Origin of the sequence: Magnetovibrio sp. PR-2, assembly GCF_036689815.1 — a bacterium.
In the GTDB taxonomy this organism is placed as follows: domain Bacteria; phylum Pseudomonadota; class Alphaproteobacteria; order Rhodospirillales; family Magnetovibrionaceae; genus Magnetovibrio.
The window spans coordinates 68,716-92,983 of record NZ_JBAHUR010000010.1; the positions used below are offsets into that span (position 1 = coordinate 68,716).

At 56.8% G+C, this 24,268-nt stretch carries 26 protein-coding genes and 1 pseudogene; 21 read left to right on the top strand and 6 right to left on the bottom strand.

The features are described 5' to 3' along the window. The first annotated feature begins 4 nt into the window (after positions 1 to 4). The 6 genes from ccmD to ccmI are packed head-to-tail and all read left to right on the top strand — an operon-like array spanning position 5 to position 4,874. On the top strand, positions 5 to 211 hold the full coding sequence (ccmD, locus tag V5T82_RS12710) for a heme exporter protein CcmD (RefSeq protein ID WP_332896024.1): 207 nt from the start codon (positions 5 to 7) through the stop codon (positions 209 to 211). Further along, on the top strand, positions 189 to 644 hold the full coding sequence (ccmE, locus tag V5T82_RS12715; protein ID WP_332896025.1) for a cytochrome c maturation protein CcmE: 456 nt from the start codon (positions 189 to 191) through the stop codon (positions 642 to 644). Before ccmD ends, ccmE begins: the two co-directional genes overlap by 23 nt. Then, the gene (locus tag V5T82_RS12720; RefSeq protein WP_332896026.1) at positions 645 to 2,642 is read left to right on the top strand and encodes a heme lyase CcmF/NrfE family subunit; all 1,998 of its coding nucleotides are present in this window, start codon (positions 645 to 647) and stop codon (positions 2,640 to 2,642) included. A 14-nt stretch (positions 2,643 to 2,656) separates the two neighbouring features. Beyond that, complete coding sequence (locus V5T82_RS12725) at positions 2,657 to 3,214, top strand: DsbE family thiol:disulfide interchange protein (protein ID WP_332896110.1); 558 nt, start codon at positions 2,657 to 2,659, stop codon at positions 3,212 to 3,214. Continuing rightward, positions 3,214 to 3,699 (top strand): cytochrome c-type biogenesis protein, encoded by a 486-nt coding sequence (locus V5T82_RS12730; RefSeq protein WP_332896027.1) that lies wholly within the window; start codon positions 3,214 to 3,216, stop codon positions 3,697 to 3,699. The genes V5T82_RS12725 and V5T82_RS12730 overlap by 1 nt, the downstream gene beginning before the upstream one ends. Further along, the gene (gene ccmI / locus V5T82_RS12735; protein ID WP_332896028.1) at positions 3,696 to 4,874 is read left to right on the top strand and encodes a c-type cytochrome biogenesis protein CcmI; all 1,179 of its coding nucleotides are present in this window, start codon (positions 3,696 to 3,698) and stop codon (positions 4,872 to 4,874) included. The genes V5T82_RS12730 and ccmI overlap by 4 nt, the downstream gene beginning before the upstream one ends. A gap of 7 nt (positions 4,875 to 4,881) precedes the next feature. Here the strand turns inward: ccmI and V5T82_RS12740 are convergent, their stop codons facing one another. Next, a complete protein-coding gene (locus V5T82_RS12740; RefSeq protein ID WP_332896029.1) occupies positions 4,882 to 5,280 on the bottom strand; it encodes a DUF1924 domain-containing protein in 399 nt (132 codons plus the stop codon). 133 nt (positions 5,281 to 5,413) lie between these two features. Between V5T82_RS12740 and V5T82_RS12745 the strand changes: the two genes are divergently transcribed. From V5T82_RS12745 to V5T82_RS12780, 8 genes are all read left to right on the top strand, one after another. Continuing rightward, positions 5,414 to 6,079 (top strand): cytochrome b/b6 domain-containing protein, encoded by a 666-nt coding sequence (locus V5T82_RS12745; RefSeq protein ID WP_332896030.1) that lies wholly within the window; start codon positions 5,414 to 5,416, stop codon positions 6,077 to 6,079. An 8-nt stretch (positions 6,080 to 6,087) separates the two neighbouring features. Then, on the top strand, positions 6,088 to 6,408 hold the full coding sequence (locus tag V5T82_RS12750) for a PepSY domain-containing protein (RefSeq protein WP_332896031.1): 321 nt from the start codon (positions 6,088 to 6,090) through the stop codon (positions 6,406 to 6,408). Positions 6,409 to 6,426: 18 nt separating this feature from the next. Then, positions 6,427 to 7,092 (top strand): response regulator transcription factor, encoded by a 666-nt coding sequence (locus V5T82_RS12755; RefSeq protein ID WP_332896032.1) that lies wholly within the window; start codon positions 6,427 to 6,429, stop codon positions 7,090 to 7,092. A gap of 3 nt (positions 7,093 to 7,095) precedes the next feature. Further along, on the top strand, positions 7,096 to 8,448 hold the full coding sequence (locus tag V5T82_RS12760) for a sensor histidine kinase (RefSeq protein WP_332896033.1): 1,353 nt from the start codon (positions 7,096 to 7,098) through the stop codon (positions 8,446 to 8,448). Positions 8,449 to 8,621: 173 nt separating this feature from the next. After that, on the top strand, positions 8,622 to 9,815 hold the full coding sequence (locus tag V5T82_RS12765) for a phosphoglycerate kinase (RefSeq protein ID WP_332896034.1): 1,194 nt from the start codon (positions 8,622 to 8,624) through the stop codon (positions 9,813 to 9,815). Positions 9,816 to 10,103: 288 nt separating this feature from the next. Beyond that, complete coding sequence (locus tag V5T82_RS12770) at positions 10,104 to 10,322, top strand: hypothetical protein (RefSeq protein WP_332896035.1); 219 nt, start codon at positions 10,104 to 10,106, stop codon at positions 10,320 to 10,322. 354 nt (positions 10,323 to 10,676) lie between these two features. Next, complete coding sequence (locus V5T82_RS12775; RefSeq protein WP_332896036.1) at positions 10,677 to 10,925, top strand: hypothetical protein; 249 nt, start codon at positions 10,677 to 10,679, stop codon at positions 10,923 to 10,925. Positions 10,926 to 11,048: 123 nt separating this feature from the next. Further along, on the top strand, positions 11,049 to 11,264 hold the full coding sequence (locus V5T82_RS12780; protein ID WP_332896037.1) for a hypothetical protein: 216 nt from the start codon (positions 11,049 to 11,051) through the stop codon (positions 11,262 to 11,264). A 7-nt stretch (positions 11,265 to 11,271) separates the two neighbouring features. Here V5T82_RS12780 and ftsY read toward each other — a convergent pair. From ftsY to dapF, 3 genes and pseudogenes are all read right to left on the bottom strand, one after another. After that, positions 11,272 to 12,190: pseudogene (ftsY, locus tag V5T82_RS12790) on the bottom strand (signal recognition particle-docking protein FtsY). Continuing rightward, positions 12,191 to 13,489 carry a tRNA (N(6)-L-threonylcarbamoyladenosine(37)-C(2))-methylthiotransferase MtaB gene (mtaB, locus tag V5T82_RS12795; RefSeq protein ID WP_332896040.1) on the bottom strand — a complete coding sequence of 433 codons (1,299 nt, stop codon included), beginning with the start codon at positions 13,487 to 13,489 and terminating at the stop codon, positions 12,191 to 12,193. Beyond that, positions 13,486 to 14,328, bottom strand: a complete 843-nt coding sequence (gene dapF / locus V5T82_RS12800; protein WP_332896041.1) for a diaminopimelate epimerase — start codon at positions 14,326 to 14,328, stop codon at positions 13,486 to 13,488. Before dapF ends, mtaB begins: the two co-directional genes overlap by 4 nt. Positions 14,329 to 14,635: 307 nt before the next feature. Between dapF and V5T82_RS12805 the strand changes: the two genes are divergently transcribed. After that, positions 14,636 to 17,527 carry a hypothetical protein gene (locus tag V5T82_RS12805; RefSeq protein WP_332896042.1) on the top strand — a complete coding sequence of 964 codons (2,892 nt, stop codon included), beginning with the start codon at positions 14,636 to 14,638 and terminating at the stop codon, positions 17,525 to 17,527. A 2-nt stretch (positions 17,528 to 17,529) separates the two neighbouring features. On the opposite strand, the gene V5T82_RS12810 is transcribed toward V5T82_RS12805, so the two are convergent. Together V5T82_RS12810 and V5T82_RS12815 are read right to left on the bottom strand one after the other, a co-directional pair. Beyond that, positions 17,530 to 17,862: a helix-turn-helix domain-containing protein gene (locus V5T82_RS12810; protein WP_332896043.1), complete on the bottom strand. Its 333-nt coding sequence runs from the start codon at positions 17,860 to 17,862 to the stop codon at positions 17,530 to 17,532. A 237-nt stretch (positions 17,863 to 18,099) separates the two neighbouring features. Then, positions 18,100 to 18,531, bottom strand: coding sequence for a helix-turn-helix domain-containing protein (locus V5T82_RS12815; protein ID WP_332896044.1), 432 nt, complete (start codon positions 18,529 to 18,531; stop codon positions 18,100 to 18,102). A gap of 362 nt (positions 18,532 to 18,893) precedes the next feature. On the opposite strand from V5T82_RS12815, the gene ffh reads away from it, so the two are divergent. The 6 genes from ffh to leuC all read left to right on the top strand — a co-directional run bounded on the left by ffh (position 18,894) and on the right by leuC (position 24,267). Next, positions 18,894 to 20,294 carry a signal recognition particle protein gene (gene ffh / locus V5T82_RS12820; RefSeq protein ID WP_332896045.1) on the top strand — a complete coding sequence of 467 codons (1,401 nt, stop codon included), beginning with the start codon at positions 18,894 to 18,896 and terminating at the stop codon, positions 20,292 to 20,294. Positions 20,295 to 20,372: 78 nt separating this feature from the next. After that, entirely contained in the window at positions 20,373 to 20,825 is a 453-nt protein-coding gene (rpsP, locus tag V5T82_RS12825) for a 30S ribosomal protein S16 (RefSeq protein ID WP_332896046.1), read from the top strand. A 50-nt stretch (positions 20,826 to 20,875) separates the two neighbouring features. Further along, positions 20,876 to 21,439 carry a ribosome maturation factor RimM gene (gene rimM, locus V5T82_RS12830; protein WP_332896047.1) on the top strand — a complete coding sequence of 188 codons (564 nt, stop codon included), beginning with the start codon at positions 20,876 to 20,878 and terminating at the stop codon, positions 21,437 to 21,439. Next, positions 21,439 to 22,173: a tRNA (guanosine(37)-N1)-methyltransferase TrmD gene (gene trmD, locus V5T82_RS12835; protein WP_332896048.1), complete on the top strand. Its 735-nt coding sequence runs from the start codon at positions 21,439 to 21,441 to the stop codon at positions 22,171 to 22,173. Before rimM ends, trmD begins: the two co-directional genes overlap by 1 nt. Positions 22,174 to 22,239: 66 nt before the next feature. After that, positions 22,240 to 22,719 carry a 50S ribosomal protein L19 gene (rplS, locus tag V5T82_RS12840; protein WP_332896049.1) on the top strand — a complete coding sequence of 160 codons (480 nt, stop codon included), beginning with the start codon at positions 22,240 to 22,242 and terminating at the stop codon, positions 22,717 to 22,719. 129 nt (positions 22,720 to 22,848) lie between these two features. Then, positions 22,849 to 24,267 (top strand): 3-isopropylmalate dehydratase large subunit, encoded by a 1,419-nt coding sequence (leuC, locus tag V5T82_RS12845; RefSeq protein WP_332896111.1) that lies wholly within the window; start codon positions 22,849 to 22,851, stop codon positions 24,265 to 24,267. The last annotated feature ends 1 nt before the right edge of the window (position 24,268 follow it).

Here is a 24,268-nt window from a genome sequence, read left to right on the forward strand (position 1 = left end):
GACCATGAGCGAATTCTTATCCATGGGTGGTTACGCCGCTTACGTCTGGCCGTCTTATGGCCTGACCGCCGTGATCATGTTGGTTTTGTTGATCGCCAGCTTGCGCTCGCTCAATTCCACCGAAAAAACGTTTAAACGCCTGAAAGCCGAAGTCGGCCCAAACAGAGCGAAACCTGAGGAGACCCCCCATGGCGATGAAGCGAAAGCATAAGCGTCTCACCTTTGTTCTTGTGGCTCTGGCCCTGATCGGCTTGGCCGTGGGCTTGGTGCTCAATGCGTTGAGCGACGGTGTCTCCTTGTTCAAAAGCCCGACGGACTTGGTCACCGCACCGCCGCCGCCGACCCAAAGCGTGCGCTTGGGCGGCTTGGTCGAGGACGGCTCGGTCCAGCGTACCGAAGGCTCTGCCGTCGTGCGCTTTCGGGTGACGGACGTCGATAACTCCGTGGACGTCGTTTACGAAGGCCTGTTGCCGGACCTGTTCCGCGAAGGCCAAGGCATCGTCACCTTAGGCAAGATGGTCGACGGCAAATTCCAAGCCGACGAAGTTTTGGCCAAACACGATGAAAACTATATGCCCGCCGAAGCCGTGGACGCGTTGAAGAAGTCCGGCCAGTGGAAGGGCGATGAGGAAGGCGCAAATTAAATGATTGTAGAGCTTGGCCACTTCCTGTTGATCTTGGGGCTGATGGTCGCCCTGTTCCAAACCGTTGTGCCCCTGGTGGGGGCCGCGCGCGGCAATGCCCAGTGGATGAATTTGGCTGGACCGGCTGCCATCGCGCAGGCGCTGTTTGCGACGCTGTCGTTTTTGGCCCTGACGTATGCCTATGTGGTGTCCGATTTTTCGGTCCTGAACGTGGCGGCAAACTCGCATTCGACCAAACCGATGCTCTATAAAATTTCGGGCGTGTGGGGCAACCACGAAGGCTCGATGATGTTGTGGGTGTTGATCTTGGCGTTTTACGGCTTGGCCGTGGCCGCGTTTGGCCGCAACTTGCCGCCCAGCCTGCGTGCGCGGGTTTTGGGTATCCAAGCGATGATCGCGCTGGGCTTTTATCTGTTTATCTTGCTCACCTCCAACCCGTTTGTGCGCGTATTTCCGCCGCCTATGGACGGCAACGGTCTAAACCCGTTGCTGCAAGACCCGGGATTGGCGTTCCACCCACCGTTCTTGTATCTGGGCTATGTGGGCTTCTCCATTGCGTTCTCGTTTGCCATTGCCGCTTTGATCGAAGGCCGTGTGGACGCTGCGTGGGCGCGTTGGGTGCGTCCGTGGACCTTGGCCGCTTGGGGCTTTTTGACCGTCGGCATCGTGCTGGGGTCTTGGTGGGCGTATTATGAGCTCGGCTGGGGTGGCTGGTGGTTCTGGGACCCGGTTGAAAACGCATCGTTCATGCCGTGGTTGGTGGGCACGGCTTTGCTGCACAGCTCCATCGTTGTGGAAAAACGCAACACCTTGAAGGGCTGGACGATCTTTTTGAGCATCGTGGCGTTTTCGTTCTCTTTGCTGGGCACCTTTATTGTGCGCTCGGGCGTATTGTCCTCGGTGCACTCGTTTGCCTCCGACCCCGCGCGCGGTGTGTTTATCTTGGCGCTGTTGCTGTTGGTCGTGGGCGGTTCGTTCACCCTGTTTGCCTTGCGTGGCCCGCAGTTGAAGGCAGGCGGTTTGTTCCAGCCGGTCTCGCGTGAAGGCTCGTTGCTGATGAACAATCTGCTGATGACCGTGGCGGCTGCCGTGGTGTTGTTGGGCACGTTGTATCCGCTGTTCTTGGATGCCTTGGGTGGCGGCAAAGTCTCCGTCGGTCCGCCTTTCTTCAACTCGGTCTTTATCCCGCTGATGGTGCCCATGGTCGTCGTTATGGCGTTTGGGCCCTTGATGTCGTGGAAACGCGGCGACGTGCCGCGCGCCATGAAGCAATTGTTTGTGGCTTTGGCGGTTTCTGTCGTCACAATCTTGGTGTGTTTTGTCATCGTTGATACGGACAGCGTTCTGTCCGTGCTGGGCACGGGGTTATCGGCGTGGTTGGTTGTGGGCACGCTCACGGAAATTGCCGTGCGCATTAAGTTGTTCAAAACCGACTTTGGTTCCAGCCTGCGTCGTTTGGGTAGTCTTCCGCGCTCCAGCTGGGGCATGACGTGCGCGCACGTGGGCCTTGGTATCGCCATTGCGGGCATGATCGGTTCCACCGTTTGGCGGGTGGAAAGCATCCAAGTGATGAAGGTCAACGACTCCATCGATTTGGCGGGTTTCACTTACACCCTTCGCGGTGTGCGCGATGTGCAAGGCCCGAACTATGTGGCCCAAGCGGGCGCTGTTGAGGTTTCGCAAAACGGCGAACACTACACGTATCTCTATCCGGAAAACCGCATCTATAAGGTCGAGGCTCGTCCCACGACCGAAGCGGCCATTCAGACCATGTTTTTCCAAGATCTCTACGTTGCTTTGGGCAACAAGGAAGAAAATGGAGACGGTTACGTGGTGCGGATTTACAACAACCCGTTGGTTTTGTGGTTGTGGCTGGGGTCCAGCATGTTGGTGTTGGGTTCCCTCATCAGCTTGACCGACCGCCGTCATCGCATCGGTGCGCCGGAAAAATCCAAGGCCAAGCCCAAACCCAATGCCCAAGCCGCCCCGGCTGAATAAGGGGTGAGAGTGTGATGAAGAAGTTCCTGTTTTTCCTGCCGCTGCTGATTTTGTTGGTTGTCGGCGGATTTTCCGTCAAGCAGCTCTACCGCGTGCAAAGCGGTGAGACGGTGGACAAACTGCCGTCCGTGCTGATCAACCGTCCGGTGCCGCAGTTTGATCTTGCCGCCATCCAAGGCCGTGATCGCGGTTGGGGCACGAAGGATTTGCTGGGCCAAGTCACCATCGTCAATATCTTTGGCTCTTGGTGCGTGGCCTGTCAGATCGAGCACCCCTTTTTGGTGCGCATCAAAGAGCAAAACCTGGTGCCGGTTTATGGCCTCGATTGGCGGGAGAAAAAGCCGGACGCTGGCCCGAAGTGGTTGGCGCGGTACGGTGACCCCTACACCCTGGTCGGTGACGATCCCAAATCCGTCGCTGCTATTGCGTTTGGTGTGACGGGGGCGCCCGAAAGCTTCATTGTCGATAAGAAGGGTGTGATCCGCTACAAACAAATCGGTCCCATCACGCCAGACAATTGGGCAGAAACTCTGTGGCCCTTGATCCAAAAATTGAAAGAGGAGCCAGCTTAATGCGGACACTCCTGTTGGCTCTGGTCGTGAGCTTTGTGCTGCCGTTTGCAGCCCAAGCTGTCGAGCCCGATGAAATCTTAAAAGACCCGGCCTTAGAAGCGCGCGCCCGTGAAGTGGGCAAGCAACTGCGCTGTGTGGTCTGTCAAAACCAAGCCATTGACGATTCCAATGCCGAGCTGGCCCGCGACATGCGCATCTTGGTGCGCGACCGCATCACCGCAGGCGACAGCAACGACGAAGTCATGGCCTACATGGTGGATCGCTATGGCGACTTTGTGTTGTTGGACCCGCCGTTTAAAGCCTCGACCCTGGTGTTGTGGATCGGCCCTGGTGCCATCGCTGTATTTGGTGTGTTCGCGTTGGTGATGATTTTCCGCCGCCGCAAATCCGGTGGGGGTGAGGTCGTCGCGGGTGTGCAAGCCGAACCGCTCAGCGATGATGAGCGCCGCCGCCTGGATAAACTTTTGAAGGAAAACGACGCATGACGCTTCTCTGGGTAGCCGTCGCGGCTTGTATTTTGGGCGCGCTCGCTTTTTTGATTGTGCCGTTGGCGCGCCGGGCGCCCGACAGCGCAGCGCCTGAACGCGCCGAGTTCGACCTGACGGTCTACAAAGACCAGCTGGGTGAGATCGAGCGCGACATGGAACGCGGTGTGTTGAGCGAAGACCAGGCCTTGGCCGCACGCACCGAAATTGAACGGCGCATGCTGGCCGCAGCCGAAGACAAAAACAGCGGTCTGGAAATCGCCGAAACGCGCGATCCGAAAATGACCCAGGCGTTGATGATTGCGATCATGGTCATCTTGCCGCTGGGCGCACTGGGCACATATTTATCCTTGGGCCAGCCATCTTTGCCGGATCAGCCCTTGGCTCAACGCCAAATGGATCAAAAACAAAGCGACATTGCCAACGCCGCCGCCAACGCCGAAGACCGCGCCCGCGCCATGCAATTGTTGAAAGATCTGGAAGAGCGTCTGGCCAAAGAGCCCAACGACGTCGAAGGCTGGCTGGTGCTGGCTGAAATCTATGAAATGGGCCAACGCTATGGCGATGCTGCTGGGGCTTATGAAAAAGTTGCAGGCCTGACCAACCGCCATCCCCAAGCTTTGGCCGCCTGGGCGGAAGCGTTGATCATCGAAGACGGATCGGTGGTGAGCAAGTTGGCTTCGGACCTGTTGGTTGAGGTCCAAGACAAAGACCCCGCCGATCCGCGTTCCTACTTCTACTTAGCGTTGGCCAAGCAACAAAAAGACGATTTGCAAGGTGCCTTGGATGAGTATGTGGCCCTGTTGAAGGTCTCGCCGGAAAACGCCGAATGGGTGGCGCAAATCCAATCCCGTATGCAAGGCCTGGCGGCGGGGCTTGGCATTGACGTTCCCCAAGTGACCATGCTGCCGCCCATGGAGGTGGCAGAGCCTGAACCCGCCCCCGCACCTGCACCGGGGCCGACGGCGGAGCAAGTCCAAGACGCACAGCAGATGTCTGCGGAGGACCAAAACGCCATGATCCAGGCGATGGTCGAACGTTTGGCCGACAAGCTCAAAGAAAACCCCGACGACTTGGCGGGCTGGAAACGCTTGGCCCAGGCTTATCGCGTGCTGGGCAACGCCGAAGGCTTGGCCGAGGCCGAAGCCAACATCAAACGTTTGGGTGGGTCTTAAGCAAGACCTACTGCCCCGACATATACGTTATGAAGTCGACTTTTTCTTGCGCGGTGCATTCACGTCCCAAGACGGAATTGCAGTTGCGGCGGAACCATTTTGCGACCTTTTTGGGATCGGTGTAGCGCGCGGGCGTTTTGGACACGGCCATGGGCTCAATCACTTTGCCGGTGCGGGTCTCTCCGCTGGTGAACGGCGTTGCGCCATGGCATGTGGTGCAGCTGGGGGTCTCGGGCTTGCCGAGGCCGAACTTGGTGGTGAAGAGTTTTTGGCCGCGCGCGGCGTCACCGGACGCAGCACCTTGGGCCATAAAGCTTTGTACGATGTCGTCGCGTGGCCCGGCTTGTGCGGCTGTCGTCAAGGTGGCGACAAGCAGGGCGGCGGTGAGTGCTGTTACGATTTTCATGAATTTCTCCTGCAATCATTTTGCACACCCTAACGTCGGCAAGCTGAACTCAAGCTGAAGGGGGGTGTTCAGCTTGGGTTCATATCTAGAGGCTATGATGTCCACAGTTTAAATTCAGCCGCGGACAGAAGAGATGACAACCGATCAAAGCACAAAACGCACCATCAAAGTTTGGGACATGCCCACCCGCTTTTTCCATTGGAGCTTGGCGAGTTTAATCCTTGTCGCGTTTATCTCCGCCGAAGCGGGGGCGAGCATTTTTTGGGTGCATATTTACACGGGTACTGCCGTTTTGGGCTTGGTGGCCTTTCGCTTGGTTTGGGGTGTGTGGGGCAGCCGCTATGCGCGCTTTGACGATTTTGTACACGGGCCTGAAACCGTCGGTGACTACGCCAAAAAGCTGTTGCAGTTTCGCCCGCCCCACCACGTCGGCCACAACCCCCTGGGCGGCTGGATGGTCGTGGCGTTGCTGGCGACGGTCATGGTAATTTCCTTGTCAGGGCTGATGACGTCCGAAGACGGCTACGTTGGGCCTTTGGCCTTTATCGGGGGCGGCTGGATGGGCGAGCTGCACGAAGGCTTGGGCCATTTTTGGATCCCCCTGGTGGCATTGCATGTTGGCGGTGTTGTGGTGCACGGTTTGATCTCGCGGGAAAATTTGGTGCGTGCTATGTTCACCGGCAAGAAGCATGTGTCTGGTGATGAAGCCGACAAAGAGATCAAGCCCATCGGGTTTATCCGTCCGGCGATCGCGATTGCCATAGGCCTTGCGGTCGGCGGTTACTTCTTGTGGATATGAGGTGGCATATGAAATTGAGCTCTTGGATTTCGCTGGTTTTTGCAACCTGTTTCGGCGCTGCCGTCTTGGCAAGCCCCGCTGTGCAGGCGGACGGGGATAAACTGGATCAAGAACGCGCCCGCGAAGCCGTCTTGAAAGGTGAGATTGAGCCCTTGGCCAAAGCGCTGAAAGTTGTCGACAAAGAATTTGGTGGCGAAGTGATTGAGGTCGAACTGGAAGACGAATACGGCGGGTTAATCTACGAGATTAAAGTGCTGCAAAAGGATGGGCGCGTTCTTGAGGTTGAGCTGGACGCGAAGACGTTGAAAATCTTAGACGTCGAGCATTAAAGCGGGAGGGGATCACACATGCGTGTTTTGGTGGTCGAAGACGAACAGGATTTGCGCGAACAAGTCGCAGGCGCGCTCACAGACGCGGGTTATACCGTGGACCAAGCCCCGGACGGCGAAGAAGGCGCGTTTTTAGGCGATACCGAACCCTATGATGCGGTGGTTCTGGACCTGGGCCTGCCCAAAGTGGACGGCATCACGGTCTTGAGTGGCTGGCGCAAAGACGGGCGCGACATGCCGGTGTTGATTTTAACCGCGCGCGACAACTGGTCCGAAAAGGTCGGCGGGTTTGACGCAGGGGCGGACGACTACCTCACCAAACCGTTTCATATGGAAGAGCTGTTGGCGCGGGTGCGGGCACTCATCCGTCGCACGGCGGGGCACGCGACCTCAATGCTCAGCTGCGGTCCGGTGGAGCTGGATACAAAATCGGGCAAGGTTACGTTTGAAGGCGAGGCCGTAACCCTGACCGCGCACGAGCTGAAAGTGTTGTCGTACTTCATGCACCATCAAGGCAGCGTGATTTCACAGACCGAGCTTATCGAGCATGTCTACGACCAAGACTTCGACCGCGATTCCAACACCATTGAAGTGTTCATTGCGCGCTTGCGCAAAAAGCTCCAGCCCGCGCTTATACAAACCCACCGTGGACGCGGCTATTCGTTCGGCGAACCTGAGGCCTAATGGATGCAAAACGTGTTGGGCCGCTCCGTTTCCTTACGCCTGATCATTTTGTCTTTGGCGTGGATTGTGACGGCCTTGGCCGTGGGCGGTTGGGTTTTGGCGGCGCACTTCGAACAGCACGTTGAACGTTCTTTCGACGCCGAGCTGGAACGCAACATCGCCGACACCCTGGCGTTTGTCGAAGTGGTGAACGGGCGCGCCACCATGCGCGAACGCCCGGCGAACCCCAACTACAACCGTCCGCTTTCGGGCTGGTATTGGCAGCTCAGCGTCGACGGCGGCGCGGTGGAACGCTCGCGCTCGCTTTGGGATCAAGTGTTGGAAGACGTGCGTGAACCGGCCTCTGGCGAAGTGAAGGCTTACAACGCCTCGGGCCCCGGGGGTGAGGAGCTCCGCATGGTGGTGAAAACCTATCAGCTGTCCAATTTCAGCCAACCCGTATCCATCGCCTACGCAGGCCCCTTGGACGTTATCGAAGACGCCGCCGTTGAGTTCAGTGAAGCGTTGGCTGTGTCAATGTTGGTGCTGGGGCTAGGTCTATTGGTCGCCGTGGTGCTTCAAATCATTTGGGGTTTGAGGCCGCTAAGTTTGGTGCGCACAAAACTCGCGGACGTTCACGCGGGCGAAGCGGCTAAGATGGACGGCGAGTTTCCCTCCGAAGTCGAAGCCCTTGTGAACGACCTCAACAGTTTGTTGGACCACAATGCACAAGTGATCGAACGCGCCCGCACCCACACGGGCAACTTGGCGCACGCGCTGAAAACGCCCTTGGCGGTGTTGAGCAACGAAGCGGACAAGCTGGACGAAAACAGCCCGCGCATCGTGCGCGAACAGGTCCAGTCCATGAACGAACTGGTCAAGCGCCACCTGGCCCGCGCGCGTGCGGCAGGGGGCTTGGCGGCTCCTGGGCAAGTGCTGGACTTAGCCGAGGTCTTAACCCCGCTGCAACGCACCTTGGTGCGCATCTACCAAAACAAAAACGATGGGGCAGGGGTTGCGATTTCCCTGAATGCTCTGGACGGTTTTCGTGTGGCGGGCGAGCGTGAAGACTTAGACGAAATGCTCGGCAACCTGTTGGACAATGCGTGTAAGTGGGCGGCGTCCAAAGTCGAGGTCACGGCCCAGCGCGACGGCCGTCAAGTTTTGATCCGCATTGCCGACGATGGTCCGGGTATTGCGGATGAAGCCACCGACACCGTCTTGCAACGCGGCAAGCGCCTGGACGAGGCCACGCCCGGCAGCGGTTTGGGCCTCGCCATCGTGTTGGAGTTGGCGGAGCTTTATCACGGCTCTTTGCGGCTGAGACGGTCAGACTTTGGCGGCCTGGAAGCCCGATTACGCCTGCCCGCCCAATAAGGTAGGCCCTTATAGGCAGGGCATTTTCTCCTCTTGCCTTTTGTTGAGAGTCCCCCCATAAAACACACAAGAAAGACGCCGACGGCCTTCCTCCCCAGCCGACCGGATATGTCCACAAATGTAGAGAAGAGCGAAAACAGGGAAGCAGGCTGGGCCTGCGTGAAGGAAAAACCATGAGCACTTTCAAAACCATTGACGATCTTGATGTGGCTGGAAAAACCGTTTTGGTCCGCGCGGACTTGAACGTTCCCATGGCCGACGGCAAGCCCACCGACACCACCCGCATCGACCGTTCCGTTTCCACCATTGCCGACTTGGCCGCCAAAGGCGCCAAAGTCGTGTTGCTGACGCACTTCGGTCGTCCGAAGGGCCAAGTCGTGCCTGAAATGTCGTTGAAGCCGGTGGCCGAAGCCATGGCATCTGCATTGGGCAAAGACGTTGCGTTCGCCACCGATACCATCGGTGACAGTGCCAAATCCACCATCGCCGCCATGAACGACGGTGACGTCGCCATGCTGGAAAACGTGCGCTTCCACGCCGAAGAAACCGACAACGACGACGGCTTTGCTTCGAGCTTGGCCGAGCTGGGCGACGTCTACGTCAACGACGCGTTTTCCACCGCCCACCGTGCACACGCTTCGACCGAAGCGCTGGCCCGCAAGCTGCCCGCAGCTGCTGGCCGTTTGATGCAGGCGGAGCTGGAAGCCTTAGGTGCCGCTTTGGGTACGCCGCAAAAGCCGGTTGCGGCTGTTGTGGGTGGCGCAAAAGTGTCCACCAAGATGGAAGTGCTGGGCAACTTGTCCAAGAAAGTCGACATGATCATCATCGGTGGCGGCATGGCCAACACCTTCTTGTTCGCCAACGGCCATGATGTGGGTTCCAGCTTGTGCGAAAAAGACATGGCGGACGATGCCAAGAAAATCGTTGCCGACGCCGCCGCAAACGGTTGCGAAATCGTTCTGCCGGTTGACGTGGTGGTGGCGAAGGAATTTGCGGCCAACGCCGACAACCAAGTGGTCGCCATCGACGCCATTCCGTCCGACATGATGGCTTTGGACATCGGTCCGGACACCATCGCCGACGTTGAAAAACGCCTGGAAGGCTGCAAGACCTTGGTTTGGAACGGCCCGTTCGGTGCGTTCGAAATCGAACCGTTTGACACAGGCACCAACGCTGCTGCCCAAGCCGCAGCACGCCTGACCAAAGCGGGCACGTTGCGCTCTGTCGCCGGTGGTGGCGACACGGTGGCGGCTCTGGCCCATGCGGGTGCGGCGGACGACTTTAGCTACATCTCCACGGCAGGCGGTGCATTCTTGGAATGGATCGAAGGCAAAACGCTCCCGGGCGTGGCCGCGCTGGAAGGCTAAGCACAAGACTCCAACACAATTTTAAGCACCCCCGGCTTTTGGGTCGGGGGGTGTTTTTATGCACGTTTTCAGTGCTTTAAGAAGGTGTCTTCACATCCCTGGTGAGTTATGTTATAAATATAGAGTCAGCGTCTGTGTTACGGACTTGCTTAAAAGGCTGTAGCACAAGCGACAGACACTAGCGTGGGACACGAATTGTCCCACAATAGCGACAGAAACGTTGCTTTAGAACTGTGGTTTGGTGGCTCAAAGCTACTTAAACCCGGGTTCCGAGAAAGGAGAGCCGATATGTCTGTTAACTCAGCTGGTTCAGCCCTCAACGTTCAACAAGCACTTGTCGCTCTTCGCCAGACTGTACAGGCGGAGCATGTTGCAGCAGCTGCTGTCACGGAGGTTGCCAATCAGGCAGCTCAATCCGTTCAGCAGACCAACTCTGCAGCACAGGATGCCCACGATGCGGCTAGCTCGCAAGATGGGCGTGGTGAAGTGGTTGACGTTGAAGCCTGACCAAAACTTCGCGTTTCGCAGAAAGTGAGCGTGATAACCTAGGCAAGTCTACCAACGCAGACCCGTTCCATCCTTGTGATGGGCGGGTCTCTGTGTTTCTGGAGAGAATTTAGTGAAATCTGGGGGCATAACCCTGGCTACGGGGACGTGGTGAGGCTGTTTTTTCACCACAGAGGACACAGAGCTAAAATTAAAAAACTCTGCGCACTCTCTGCTCTCTGTGTCCTCTGTGGTAAAAATACCACCGCCGTCACTTTGCACAGCGATTGCGTGGGGGCTCTAAACGATTCTATTTGCAGGGTTTTCCAACCCAAGGTAATCTTTTGTTAACCATTTTCTGGCACCCTGGGCGTTATGGCTGATATTACGAACGTTTCCACACCTGTCGTCCGCCCCACCGTGCAAGCGCGGGGCTCGAACGCGGGTGCGCAACAAAACGGCTATCAAAACGCAGACGAGGTCAATCGTCGCGCGTCTGTTTTGAATGCGGTCGACAGCCCGGAAAACATCGCCTCGCTCAATCGTCTGGACCGCATTCTGTCATCCGACAAACCGCTGCGCACGGATGTCCCACGGGGGTTTTATTTAGATCTAAAGGTCTAACGAAAACACGCTGCTGATCACGGGCCCTGCTTTGCAGGGCTTTTTTGTGCGCGGGGTTTGGCCGTGCTAGGGTGGTGGCGAACACAGAGATTCTGACGAAACTAAAGACGGAAAGATCGTTTTATGGCCAGCCACACCGCCATCGCCGCCAACCTTCTTCGCAACGCCGCGACATTTTTTCGCGATATCGGCACCAACAATCCCGATCTTAAAGATCAAATGGAAGCCAATGCCGAAACTTACGACACGGTGGCGGAAATGTTGGAAAACGATCCCGATGGTGAATTGACGTTGCCCAGCGAAGATGCCGCCAACGGCAACGAAACGCCGCCAAACTAGAACTAAGTTAATCCAGCCCCATCAGATTGCAGGCAAAGTCACGGGCTGCGAACGGGCGCAGATCGTCTGCGCCTTCGCCGACGCCGATGGCATGCACGGGCAGCCCAAACTTGTCGGCCAGCGCCACAACCACACCACCTTTGGCGGTGCCGTCCAATTTGGTCATGACCAAGTCTGTGACGTCGACCGCTTGGCGGAAGGTGTCCACCTGGGCGTGGGCGTTTTGGCCAACGGTGGCGTCTAAGACCAACAAGACGTCATGCGGTGCGTCGGGATTGAGTTTTTTGATCACACGCACGATCTTTTCCAGCTCTTCCATCAAGTGGATTTTGTTTTGCGGCCGCCGGGCGGTGTCGATCAACAACACATCCTACGCCGTCTTGCGAGGCTTGTTCGACGGCGTCATAAGCTAGGACTGCTGCGTCCGCTCCGATGTCGCGGGCGATGACGGGGGTGTTGGTGCGCTCCCCCCAAACTTGCAGTTGTTCGATGGCGGCGGCGCGAAACGTATCACCGGCAGCCAGCATGAGGGACTTGCCTTCGTCTTTGAACTGTTTGGCAAGCTTGCCGATGGTGGTGGTTTTGCCCGCACCGTTCACACCACAAACCAAAACCACGTGGGGTTTGAGATCGGCGCGAATGTTGAGAGGCTTGGCGACGGGCTCCAAGATTTCAGTGATGTCGGCGGCGAAGGTTTCGCGCACCTCTTCATCGGTGATTTCTTGATCAAAGCGGGTTTTGGCGAAGTTGGCTGCAATTTTTGCAGCTGTGGTGACCCCCATGTCGGCGGTGATCAAAACCTCTTCCAGCTCTTCCAGCGTGTCATCGTCCAAGCGGCGCTTGCCGGTGAACAAATCGCCGATGCCACCGGTGAGGCGGGACGAGGTCTTGCCCAAGCCCGCTTTCAGTCTGTCAAACCAACCCATTTATTCCGCTGCCCAATTCTTATCCGTGAGAGGGGTGAAAAGCTCACCGCCTTTGTGCCCGGCAAGTTGGACAGAGGCAAGGGTGCCGGGGGTGAAAGTGCCGTCCAGTCGGACAGGCGCAAAACTCTCGGTGCGCCCGAAGTCGGGTTTTTCGACCAGCACGGTTTGTTCGGTATTGCAGAGCGCGTCTAAGTGGAGTGCCAGATTGGCCTCACCTGTTTCACGCAAAATTTTGGCGCGCGCTTTTGCAACGTCTCCGCCGACTTGCGGCATCTTCGCCGCCGGTGTGCCGGGGCGAGGCGAGTAGGGGAAAACGTGTAGGTACTGCAGCCCCATCTCTTCGACATTCATGCGCGTGGTTTCGAATTGCGCGTCGGTTTCGGTGGGAAAGCCCGCGATCAGGTCCGCGCCGAACACCACGTCGGCGCGCGCTTGGCGCGCGCGTAGGGCCAAGGCTTTGACGTCAGAGACAGCGTGACGGCGCTTCATGCGTTTGAGCACCAAGTCGTCGGCGGATTGCAGGCTGAGGTGCAGGTGCGCCATCAAGCGCGGCTCGCTTTCCAACAGGGCAAAAAATTCATCATCCAGGCGGGCCGGGTCCAAGGAGCTCAACCGCAAGCGCGCCAAGTCCGGCACGGCGTTCATGATCGCGCGAATGACAGCTGTCAAGCCCGTGCCGTTTTCATCGCACAGGCCTGTGTCCGATCCGTAAGCAGCAATGTCGACGCCTGTGAGTACGACTTCCAAATGCCCGGCATCCACCAGTTTGTGCACTTGTTGGACGATGTGATCCATGGGCACAGAACGGTTGGGGCCGCGTGCGGCAGGAATGATGCAGAACGTGCAGTCGTTGTCGCAGCCTTGTTGGATCATCACAAACGCACGCGTGCGGCCTTCCAGGCCGGAAACCAGATGGCCTGCGGTTTCGCGCACGTCGTTGATGTCGGAGACGACGATGGAGGTTGCTTCGTTCTGACCAGCACCCAACAAAGTATCGCCGTTGAGTTTTTCAAGGTTCCCGACGACGCGCTCAACCTCGTCCATTTCGGCGAATTTTGTCGGGTCCAGTTGGGCGGCACAGCCGGTGACGATGATGCGGGCTTCGGGGCGTTCGCGTTTGATGCGGCGAATGGTCTGGCGCGCTTGGCGTTCGGCTTCAGCCGTGACGGCGCAGGTGTTGACGATCACAGCGTCGTTCACGCCCGCCTTGGCCATTTCATCGCGCATGACTTCAGATTCCAAGGAGTTCAGACGACACCCCAGCGTGATGATGTCGCGGCTCTGTTCGCGGGTGCTCATCCGTCTTGCTCCCACAATGCGGAACTGATGGTGCCGCTGAAGCTGGTGGCGACGGGGCCGGTCATCAATACGTTGTTGTCGGGCAGCCATTCAATGGTCAGCGTGCCGCCGTCCAAAACCACATCGGCTTTGCGGCCCGTGAGGCCCCGGCGCGCGGTGGCGACCAATGCGGCACAGGCACCCGATCCACAGGCTTGCGTGATGCCCGCGCTGCGTTCCCACACCCGCATGCGGATATGGCTTTCGTCTATGATATGAACGGCTTCGACGTTGGTGCGCTCGGGGAACAGTTTGTGGTGCTCGATCAAGGGGCCGAAGACTTCTAGGTCAATGGCTTCGGCGTTATCGACCATGAACACGGCGTGGGGATTGCCCATGTTAACCCCGACGGGGTTTTTCAGGGGTCCGGCCTCAATGTTCAAGTGTTCGGTGTCGCAGGCTTCAGACACGGGAATGTCGCGCCAATCTAAGCGTGCCGGGCCCATGTCCACACTGTACAAACCGTCGCCCAAATTTTCGCAATCGAGCAAGCCGGAAATGGTTTCAATGATGATGTGGCTTTCCGCGCGCTCTTCCATAATCAAAGACGCCACGCAGCGCGTTGCATTACCGCATGCGCCGCTTTCGGAACCGTCGGGATTGTAGATGCGCATGAACACGTCCGAGTCCACCGATGTCGGGTTTTCCATCACGATCAATTGATCGCAGCCCACGCCACGGCGGCGGTCTGCAATGGCGCGCACGCCATCGCGCGACAACGAAAATCCGTCGCCACGTCCGTCAATGATGACGAAGTCGTTGCCGAGCCCGTGCATCTTTATGAAAGCCAGAGTGCTCATAGGGGGCTTTATATGGGGGGGAAATGCCCAAAAGTCCAGAAAATTGCCTGTCTATCGCCTTTCAGGGACGCATAGCCATTGCGGCGCTTAGATCAACTAATAGATGTTCGCGTAAGTATTAATCAATCACCTATAATAACCATCCAAAAATTAGGGCTTAATATTCTTGATTATTTATTCATAAATAAAGTTAATGATGGATTTAGCTTGGTCGATTATTTCAATTAATTTGAACTTCTTGACTGGAATTACCAGCTAATAAAACCATAGAGATTATTACTTGTGGGTTCTTGATTAGGCAATGCGCATGAAACAATTGGACCCGCAAAAACAGTCATTACGTGAGCTTGAAGGCCGCGCCCCGCAGGGCAGCGACTTTGTTGTGCCCAGCCATGTTCTGGACAATGGCGCGTTGAGCTTGAGCGTTCCAAAAGGGTTTGAACTGTCGGGTGAGGGTATTGGTCTTGATGTGGGCGTACCCGATGGCGTTCGAGTGGCGCAATTGTCCATTGACGGTGTCTCGACCGATTCAGGCCCCGGCGTCGCTCAAAGTGAACCCATCGGCCAAGTCAGCGACTTAGAAGGTTCGGTCACAGCAACCCGGATTGATGGCAGCCAAGTCGCCCTCAATACAGGGGATTCCATTTTCCAAGGCGACGTCATTGAAACGGGTGCAGACGGCAGCATCGGCGTGATCTTTGTGGATGACACGGTCTTCACCTTGGAAAATGACGGCCAGATGGTCATGGATGAAATGGTCTATGACCCCGACACCCAAGACGGCGTGTTCAATGCCAAGGTGGTCCAGGGCGTTTTTTCCATGGTCAGTGGGCAAATTGCCAAAACCTCCCCCGACGGCATGGCGCTATCGACACCGACGGCGACCATCGGCATTCGCGGGTCCACCTTGATTATTGAAATGGACCAAAACGGCGCTGTGAAGAACGCCACTTTGGTCAAAGACGTGGACGGCGGCATTGGCGAGATCGTCTTGGTTACACCGTCGGGTAATTCCGTTGTCCTGAACCAATATGGCGCGACCACGTCTGTGGGCGCTGACGGCACTGTGCGTCCGGTGCAGATTCTGACCGAGCAACAAATTCAACAAGCCCACGCCAAAGTTTTGACCAAGGTTGTGAAGGCGGTCGCCAAGCAGGCTGAACAAAAGGCCGAGAGAGCCGCCGACGAGGCCGCCCAGGCTGAAGCCGAAGCCGCCGCCGCCGAAGCTGAGGCCGCCGCTGCTGAAGCTGAAGCCGCCGCCGCCGAAGAAGCTGCCGCGACCGCGGGAGCCGAAGCCGCCGCCGCTGCCGCCGAAGCCGAAGCCGCCGCTGCCGCTGCCGAGGCCGCCCTGGCCGCCGCCGAAGCCAGCGGAGACGCCGAAGCCATGGCCGCCGCCGAAGCTGCTGCTGCCGAGGCCGAAGCGTTGGCTGTCGAAGCCAAACAAGTTGCCGCCCAGGCAGAAGCAGAGGCCTTTGCCGCCACCCAAGCTCAGGCCGCTGCCGATGCCGCTGCGGCTGATGCGAACGCCTTGGCTGCTGAAGCCGAAGTGGCTGCTGCTCAGGCGGAACAGGCCCAGGCGTTTAGCTCCCTCGCCGACACGGCCTTTACAGCGCAATCCCAAGAATTTGAGCAAGTTCAGCAAAACGCGGGTCAAGATGGGGGCGGCGAGGGCAATGAAGATCCTAATGCCGAGAACCAAGACCCACAATCCGGCACCGCCGATACGGCGGATACCGTCGCGGGAGATGGTCCTCCAGGGGAAAACCTGTTGGCTGGCGATTCCTTGTTTGGGGAGAACGATCCGTTGTTGAATGACCTCGGACTCAATTTTTTTGCCGATGGCCCCATAGGGTTTGGCAGCGCGGGGCTAAGCGGGTTTGACGAAGAGTTTTTGATCGACCTCATCGAATCATTGAACGATGATACACAAGAAGAAGAGGAAGAGGTTGGCGACAACGACGACGACGATCAAACCGTGGTTGTTGAAGAGGAAAGCTCCACTTCAACAGATGACACGCCTTTCTCCCAATGGGCAACGGGTGCAACGGCCTCAACGGAATACAACCCATCACCGGATGACTGGAGCGCAGACCAAGCGAAAGATGAGCCGAATACATTCACCTATGGCGATATCGAAACCGCCTGGACGGCCGACGATTATGATGACGGCACCCCCGATTGGTTGGAAGTGACCTATGACACGGCCGTGTATGCCACGGGCCTGACGATCTATGAATCGTACAACAACGGCTTTGTCTATCAAGTCGATCTGATTGATGCGAACGGTAAATACAACACCATATGGACGGGCCACGATACGTCGGAAAAATTGAATTACAACGATACGCTTGGATATGAAAGTCAGTTTGCCCTGCGCTTTGAAGCCACCTCGTATCTGGTTGACGGTATCAAAATCTATACCAGCAACATTTACAATTGGGACGAGATTGACGCCGTCGAACTTCTTTCCGGCACCCAAGACATTGGTACCAGCCAATACGAAACGGTGATGAGTTACGGCGGTGACGAAACCATTGATGGGGGAGCTGGAACGGACACCATCGATTACAATCATTCATCCGACGCCATCACCGTTGATCTCAGCGTGCAAGACGGCACCACATCGCAAGTGATCAGCTCGTCTCAAGGGTCGGACATTCTCTTGAGTTTTGAGAACGCTGCCGGATCCATTTACGCCGACGACATGACGGGCGATAGCAACGCCAATGTCCTCAATGGGCGCGATGGCAACGACATCATCAATGGCGGCGCGGGTACGGACACGCTCATTGGCGGGGCTGGGAATGACACGCTCACCGGTGGTTTGGGTAATGATGTCTTTGTCTATTACTCCAGAACTCTTGGCTCAGACGACCTGGAAACGGGTGGGTTCGACACGACGGATGCTTATCAAGGCGACACCATCAATTTTTATCAAGAGTTGATGGGCCAGTTGAAAATTGGCGGAGCGTTGGTCTCGAGCGTTCGCGATGGAACGGCCCTGCCGACGGCTTTAAGCAACGGAACCGGCACGGAAGATTCCATTGCGCTGGTCAACCTCAGTGGGGATTACCAAATTCATCTCGACTTTGATGGTGACGCTTCTGAAGATTTTACCATCGACATCAACGACAACGTGTTCCAAGCCACCGTCAGTGAAGCCAATTCCATCACTTCGATTTCACTCGTCGACGTGTGACGTCATTTGCCCAGAACCAAAGCGTGGATCAGGGCGGTGAGCTCTGAGCGCACCACCGGGTCCTTGATGCGCATGAAGTTCAGCAAGAATTCTTGTTGCTCCAATTCGTGCTCGGTGGTGAAGATCGGTTTTTCGTTCAGCCCCGACGGCGTAAAAAAGTATTCCATCGCGAGGCCCGTTAAACGACAAATTTCGAAAAGGTGGGTGCTGTAAATGCGTTGATCGCCCCGCTCCAGCCGACCGGTTGTCCCAACATTGAAGCCCGCTTTACGATCCAACGTGGTGGCGCTGATCCCCAACGCCCGGCGAAGGGCCTTGAGACGGGTTGCGATCATGGCTTCCAGTTCCGGGTCTATGCGCCCGTTTTGCGTCGAAGGGGTATGGGGATTTGAGGGCATATGAGGATGAGTACAGTGTTTTAGTTGTAACTAACTACCCATACACTATATGAGTTGTGCACCAAAGGGTATACTTAAAAATACCGTGCACTTATTTGGTGTGCATGGGGGTGGCAAAACGCCGCACCATAAAGATGCGACGTTTATTGTCCCGTGATCTCTATTGTCTACGCTTTAGTCTTCGCTGGGGTTCAGTTCCTCAGCATCTGCAATAGATTTGACCAGCTGAAAAACCCGAGACCGCACGCCTGGCGCAGCGATGCGGAAGTAGTTATGAACCAGCTTGATGGATTCAGGCTGGGTCATCGGGTCATGATTGAATTCAGCGGCCGGTTGGTCGGATAAGGACTTGATTTTCGAGGCGTCTGGCATGTCCTCGAAAAAATAGCCCACGTTGACGTTCAAAGCTTGGGAAAGCTTGAACAGGTTACTTGCACCGACACGGTTGGCGCCGTTTTCATATTTCTGAATTTGCTGGAACGTCACGCCCAAAGCCTTTCCGATTTCGGATTGGCTGATGCGTAAGCCGACGCGACGTGCTTTCAGACGCTGCCCAACATGTAGATCAATAGGATCCGGGGCCTCTTTGGGGGGTCTGCGGCTCATTCGTAATTCTCCAGAAACAATGGGTTAATTAATTTTGACAATCTATAAAACAACCAAACAGGATATCATTTCAACCAATTTGAACCATGAGCTGTTCGATTTTTATTCATCATATGAATTATACGATAGGGGTAAATGGCTTTTTGTCCCGCCTTAAGGGCTAGATATTTGGGGAAAAACGGTTGACTTCGGGGGCTTGAGAAGGGTACATACCCGCACCCAATCAGCTCTATCTGCTGAACCGAATTCACCTTGAGGGGTGCCGCCAGTCTGCGAGTTTCGCACACTGGCGCGTTTTGCGTTTGGCATTTTGTGTGCGAATGGGCATGGGAAGACGAAATGGATTCTAAGGGTTTGAACGTATGTTCGAAGGATTGAGCGATAAGCTTGGCGGTGTATTCGACAAGCTCACAAAACGCGGCGCGCTGAAGGAGTCTGATATCAAAGACGCCATGCGCGAAGTGCGCGTGGCGCTGCTCGAAGCCGACGTCGCTCTGCCCGTGGTCAAAGATTTTATCGCCAAGGTTTCCGAAGAAGCGGTTGGCGAAAAGATCCTGCGCTCCGTCACGCCGGGTCAATTGGTCATCAAAGTGGTGCACGACCACTTGGTGGACATGTTGGGCGCGGACGCCGAGCCGCTGCGCGTGGGTGGCAACCCGCCCAACGCGGTCCTGATGGTCGGTTTGCAAGGTTCCGGTAAAACCACCACCACGGCCAAGATCGCGTCCCGCCTGACGCGTCTGGAAAAGAAAAAAGTTCTGATGGCGTCCTTGGACGTCTACCGCCCGGCTGCGCAACAACAGCTGCAGCAATTGGGCGATCAAAACGGTTTGAGCGTTCTGCCCATCGTCTTTGGTGAGCAACCCGTTGCCATCGCAAAGCGCGCCATGCACGTGGGCCGCACCGAAGGCTACGACGTGGTCATGCTGGACACCGCTGGCCGTTTGCACATCGACGAAGAATTGATGAGCGAAGTCCAACAGGTCCGCGATGCGACGAACCCGGGTGAAACCCTGCTGGTCACCGACGCCTTGATCGGTCAAGACAGCGTCAACGTCGCCAAAGAATTTAACGACAAGGTCGGCATTTCCGGCATCGTGCTGACCCGTGTGGACGGTGATGCGCGCGGTGGTGCAGCCCTGTCCATGAAGGCCGTCACCGACACCCCGATTAAATTCTTGGGCGTTGGTGAAAAAATCGATGAGTTGGATGCGTTTGACGCCCGTCGTGTTGCCGGTTCCATCCTGGGCCAAGGCGACGTTGTGGGCTTGGTGGAGCGTGCAGCCCAAGTCATCGACCAAGAAGAAGCCGAAGCCCAAGCCAAGAAGATGATGAAGGGCCAGTTCACCTTGGAAGACATGGCCAACCAAATCGGCCAGCTGCGCAAGATGGGCGATCTGAAAGGCCTGATGGGCATGCTGCCGGGCATGGGCAAGATGAAAAAGCAAATTGCCAACGCCGACATCGACGAAAAGAAAATCGCGCGTCAAGAAGCGATTATTCGCTCCATGACGCCGCGCGAACGCAAAAACCCGAAACTGATCAACGGCTCGCGGCGCAAACGCATCGCGGCCGGTTCCGGCACCACGGTGACGGACGTGAACCGCTTGCTCAAACAGTTTACCCAAATGAGCAAGATGATGAAGAAAATGGGCAAGATGGGCGGCAAAGGTCTGGCCGGATTGCCTGGAATGGGAGGTGGCGGCATGCCTGATATGCCGCCGGGTGGCCTCCCGCCTGGAATGATGCCGCCTTTTAAATAAGACGGCGACTTGAGTTTTTTGGATTAACCAACGTCCTTCTTCGGAAGGGCAAAATTGAGAAAAAGGATAGCGAGAAAAATGTCTCTGCGTATTCGACTTTCCCGTGGCGGCGCGAAAAAGCGTCCCTACTACCGCATCGTTGTTGCGGATTCCCGCAGCCCGCGTGACGGCCGCTTTATCGAGCGGATCGGCACGTACAACCCGATGTTGGCTAAAGACCATGCTGATCGCATCAAGCTCGACGCTGAGCGCGTGAAGCATTGGATCGGTCAAGGCGCACAGCCGTCTGACCGTGTGGCTCGTTTCTTGTTTGCCGCTGGCCTGGGCGATAAACCCGCCATTCCTGAGCAAACCAAAAAGAACAAGCCGAAGGCTAAAGCTTTGGAACGCATGGAAGAAAAAGCGCAAAAAGCTAAGGAAGCTGAAGAAGCTGCTGCTGCAGCCGCTGCTGAAGCCGCCGAAGCTGCTGCTGCCCCGGCAGAAGAAGCTCCGGCAGAAGACGCTGTGGCTGAGGAAGCTGCTGAGGGCTAAGGCCCTTGGCGAGATCTCTGCTGAGATCTGTTGGCTAAAGGTGCTGGCTTATGGCTGATCCGCGCTCACGCCGCCCGCAAGAGGACTTGATTTGTGTTGGACTGTTAGGTTCGGCACGCGGTCTGAAAGGCGAGCTTCGCGTCAAAAGTTTTACCGCTGACGCAAAAGCGCTGGCCGCGTATGGGACGCTCACTGATGAAAACGGTGAGAAAGCGTTCGAGCTGAAGGTCACAGGCAAGCACAAAGAACAACTTGTTGTTCGTATCAAGGGTGTCGAGGACCGCGAAGCGGCTGAAGCACTGAACGGTCAAAAGCTCTATGTAGCCCGGGACCGACTGCCCGAAACGGGAGAAGATGAGTACTACTTTTCTGATCTCGCTGGGTTGGATGCAGAATTCACGGACGGTTCTGCGTTCGGACAAGTTGTCGAAGCCAACGATTATGGCGGAGGACCGTTCTTAGAGGTCAAATCACCAGAGCACGGAAACGTGCTGGTGCCATTTACCAAGGCCGCAGTGCCATTGGTGGACCTTGATGCCAAACGGGTGGTCATAGACCCCCCTGAAGGTTTGCTGGAACCGGGCGATCCGGAACCGCAAGACGGAACGGTTTGATGAGTGGCAGTGAAACCAAAGCTCCTTGGCGAGCGGTGGCGTTGACACTCTTTCCGGAAATGTTTCCGGGCTCGCTCGGTCAGTCATTGGCTGGCAAAGCGATGGAAGATGGGCTGTGGTCCATGGACACGGTGGATATTCGGGACTTCGGTTTCGACAAACACCGCAACGTGGACGACACACCTTTTGGCGGTGGGGCAGGCATGGTGATGCGTCCCGATGTGGTTGATCCCGCGATCAATCATGCCAAGACCACGTTCGGTGGCGATGTGCCGCTGATCTACATGACCCCCCGGGGTCGCCCGCTCACTCAGAAACGAGTGCGGGAGCTGGCCGAAGGGCCGGGTGTTGCGGTTTTGTGCGGACGCTTTGAAGGTGTGGACCAGCGTGTGCTGGACGCTCATGAAGCCGAGGAAATCTCGGTCGGCGACTACGTGTTGTCGGGCGGGGAATTGGCGGCGCTGATACTGATGGACGCGTGCGTGCGTCTGATCCCAGGCGTGATGGGGTCTGACAGCTCGCACGAAGAGGAAAGTTTCGAAGCGGGGTTATTAGAGTATCCCCACTTCACGCGGCCCCAAGACTGGGCGGGTCGCAAAGTGCCGGACATGTTGTTGTCCGGCCACCACGCAAACATACGCGCTTGGCGGCGCGAACAGGCCGAAGCCATCACCCGGGAAAGACGCCCGGATTTATGGGAAGCCTATCAAGCTGCTGAACGTGACGAGAACTGAGTTTTGAATTGAAAGTTTCACCGGAGATGATCCGGTCGAAGAATTGGTAAAAGAAGGATGAGTGCCATGAACATCATCGAACAGCTCGAACAAGAGCAGGTGTCCAAGCTCACTGCGGACAAAGACATTCCGGATTTCGGTCCGGGTGATACCGTTCGCGTTCAAGTGAAAGTGGTTGAAGGCTCGCGTGAGCGTTTGCAGGCCTTTGAAGGCGTTTGCATTGCGCGCAAAAACGCAGGTCTGAACTCCGCGTTTACGGTTCGCAAAATTGCGTCCGGCGAAGGTGTGGAACGTGTGTTCCCGATCTACTCGCCCAACGTTGCGGCTGTTGAAGTCGTGCGTCGTGGTGACGTTCGCCGTGCCAAACTGTACTACCTGCGTGGCCGTACCGGTAAATCTGCACGTATCGCAGAACAAAAAGACGGTCACAAAGCGAAGCTCACGCAAGCCGATCACGCTGCTGCTGCAGCCGTCAAAGCCGAGCGCGACGCTGCTGCGAAAGCGAAAAAAGAAGCCAAAGCAGCTGAAGCAAAAGACGGCGAATAAGCCTCTTTCTTCTTTTGGCGCTTTTCCAATGCTGGACCGTCTGGGACATCCGTTCCCGGGCGGTCTCGGCTGTGGAATGGCGTGCTTAATAAATCGCGACCTTGAACGTAACTTGGAACAAGACAGGCCCTGAAAATGCCAAAGACCTTATTCGATAAAATCTGGGATGCCCATTTGGTGGACGTGCAAGACGATGGCGAAGAGGGGGGCACCTGCCTCATCTACATCGACCGTCACCTGGTTCATGAAGTCACCAGCCCCCAGGCGTTTGAAGGTCTACGCACCGCCGGGCGCGACGTGCATCGCCCGGACGCGACGCTGGCTGTGGCCGATCACAACGTGCCCACCACGGACCGGTCCAAAGGCATTGCCAACCCCGAAAGCCGCGTTCAAGTCGAAACCTTGGAAAGCAACGTCGAAGCGTTTGGTGTGCCGTACTTCAAAACCGATGACATCCGCCAAGGCGTGGTGCACATCGTTGGTCCTGAGCAAGGCTTCACGCTTCCCGGCACCACGATCGTATGCGGCGACAGTCACACGGCGACCCACGGCGCGTTCGGCGCGCTGGCGTTCGGCATCGGCACGTCGGAAGTCGAGCACGTGTTGGCGACGCAAACGCTGTTGCAAAAGCCGGCTAAAAACATGCTGATCAAAGTGACGGGCACCTTGCCGGATCACTGCTCTGCCAAAGACATCGTCTTGGCGATCATTGGTAAAATCGGCACCGCAGGCGGCACGGGTTACGTGGTCGAATATGCGGGCGAAGCCATCGAAGCCCTGTCCATGGAAGGCCGCATGACGGTCTGCAACATGACCATCGAAGGCGGCGCGCGTGCAGGCTTGATTGCACCGGACGAAAAAACGTTTGAGTACATCATGGGCCGTCCCATGGCACCCAAAGGTGCGGCTTGGGAACAAGCGGTGGATTACTGGAAGACGTTGCACACCGACGAAGGGGCCGAATATGACGAAGTGATCGAGCTCGACGTCACCGACATGGCGCCGCAAATCACCTGGGGCACGTCGCCGGAAAACGTTCTGTCCATCGAAGAGAACGTTCCGAACCCGGCGGACGAAGCCAACCCTGAAAAGAAAACGTCGATTGAACGCGCCATTGGTTACATGGACTTCAAAGCCGGTCAGCCCATCGAAGGCGTGGAAATCAACACGGTCTTTATCGGGTCGTGCACCAATGGGCGCATCGAAGACTTCCGCGAAGCAGCAAGCATCGCCAAAGGCCGCAAGGTCAAAGAAGGCGTGCGTGCGTTGGCTGTTCCCGGATCCGGTTTGGTCAAAGAACAAGCCGAAGAAGAAGGTCTGGACAAGATTTTTGTTGAGGCAGGCTTTGAATGGCGCGAGCCGGGCTGTTCCATGTGCTTGGCCATGAACGACGACCGTTTGAGCCCGGGTGACCGTTGTGCATCCACATCCAACCGCAATTTCGAAGGCCGTCAAGGCAAAGGCGGACGCACACACCTCGTCAGCCCCGCCATGGCCGCAGCCGCCGCGATTGCGGGCTGCCTCACCGACGTGCGCAAGCTGGGTTAAG

What these genes read in the sequence shown, in the direction of transcription:
- V5T82_RS12760 (WP_332896033.1), top strand. Translation starts at nt 7,096, where the DNA reads ATGCAAAACGTGTTGGGCCGCTCCGTTTCCTTACGCCTGATCATTTTG.
- V5T82_RS12810 (WP_332896043.1), bottom strand. Translation starts at nt 17,862, where the DNA reads ATGATCGCAACCCGTCTCAAGGCCCTTCGCCGGGCGTTGGGGATCAGC.
- V5T82_RS12815 (WP_332896044.1), bottom strand. Translation starts at nt 18,531, where the DNA reads ATGAGCCGCAGACCCCCCAAAGAGGCCCCGGATCCTATTGATCTACAT.
- ccmE (WP_332896025.1), top strand. Translation starts at nt 189, where the DNA reads ATGGCGATGAAGCGAAAGCATAAGCGTCTCACCTTTGTTCTTGTGGCT.
- V5T82_RS12730 (WP_332896027.1), top strand. Translation starts at nt 3,214, where the DNA reads ATGCGGACACTCCTGTTGGCTCTGGTCGTGAGCTTTGTGCTGCCGTTT.
- V5T82_RS12755 (WP_332896032.1), top strand. Translation starts at nt 6,427, where the DNA reads ATGCGTGTTTTGGTGGTCGAAGACGAACAGGATTTGCGCGAACAAGTC.
- V5T82_RS12765 (WP_332896034.1), top strand. Translation starts at nt 8,622, where the DNA reads ATGAGCACTTTCAAAACCATTGACGATCTTGATGTGGCTGGAAAAACC.
- V5T82_RS12805 (WP_332896042.1), top strand. Translation starts at nt 14,636, where the DNA reads ATGAAACAATTGGACCCGCAAAAACAGTCATTACGTGAGCTTGAAGGC.
- trmD (WP_332896048.1), top strand. Translation starts at nt 21,439, where the DNA reads ATGAGTGGCAGTGAAACCAAAGCTCCTTGGCGAGCGGTGGCGTTGACA.
- V5T82_RS12780 (WP_332896037.1), top strand. Translation starts at nt 11,049, where the DNA reads ATGGCCAGCCACACCGCCATCGCCGCCAACCTTCTTCGCAACGCCGCG.
- V5T82_RS12745 (WP_332896030.1), top strand. Translation starts at nt 5,414, where the DNA reads ATGACAACCGATCAAAGCACAAAACGCACCATCAAAGTTTGGGACATG.
- rpsP (WP_332896046.1), top strand. Translation starts at nt 20,373, where the DNA reads ATGTCTCTGCGTATTCGACTTTCCCGTGGCGGCGCGAAAAAGCGTCCC.
- V5T82_RS12750 (WP_332896031.1), top strand. Translation starts at nt 6,088, where the DNA reads ATGAAATTGAGCTCTTGGATTTCGCTGGTTTTTGCAACCTGTTTCGGC.
- V5T82_RS12740 (WP_332896029.1), bottom strand. Translation starts at nt 5,280, where the DNA reads ATGAAAATCGTAACAGCACTCACCGCCGCCCTGCTTGTCGCCACCTTG.
- ffh (WP_332896045.1), top strand. Translation starts at nt 18,894, where the DNA reads ATGTTCGAAGGATTGAGCGATAAGCTTGGCGGTGTATTCGACAAGCTC.
- ccmD (WP_332896024.1), top strand. Translation starts at nt 5, where the DNA reads ATGAGCGAATTCTTATCCATGGGTGGTTACGCCGCTTACGTCTGGCCG.
- ccmI (WP_332896028.1), top strand. Translation starts at nt 3,696, where the DNA reads ATGACGCTTCTCTGGGTAGCCGTCGCGGCTTGTATTTTGGGCGCGCTC.
- mtaB (WP_332896040.1), bottom strand. Translation starts at nt 13,489, where the DNA reads ATGAGCACCCGCGAACAGAGCCGCGACATCATCACGCTGGGGTGTCGT.
- V5T82_RS12770 (WP_332896035.1), top strand. Translation starts at nt 10,104, where the DNA reads ATGTCTGTTAACTCAGCTGGTTCAGCCCTCAACGTTCAACAAGCACTT.
- rplS (WP_332896049.1), top strand. Translation starts at nt 22,240, where the DNA reads ATGAACATCATCGAACAGCTCGAACAAGAGCAGGTGTCCAAGCTCACT.
- rimM (WP_332896047.1), top strand. Translation starts at nt 20,876, where the DNA reads ATGGCTGATCCGCGCTCACGCCGCCCGCAAGAGGACTTGATTTGTGTT.
- V5T82_RS12725 (WP_332896110.1), top strand. Translation starts at nt 2,657, where the DNA reads ATGAAGAAGTTCCTGTTTTTCCTGCCGCTGCTGATTTTGTTGGTTGTC.
- V5T82_RS12775 (WP_332896036.1), top strand. Translation starts at nt 10,677, where the DNA reads ATGGCTGATATTACGAACGTTTCCACACCTGTCGTCCGCCCCACCGTG.
- V5T82_RS12720 (WP_332896026.1), top strand. Translation starts at nt 645, where the DNA reads ATGATTGTAGAGCTTGGCCACTTCCTGTTGATCTTGGGGCTGATGGTC.
- dapF (WP_332896041.1), bottom strand. Translation starts at nt 14,328, where the DNA reads ATGAGCACTCTGGCTTTCATAAAGATGCACGGGCTCGGCAACGACTTC.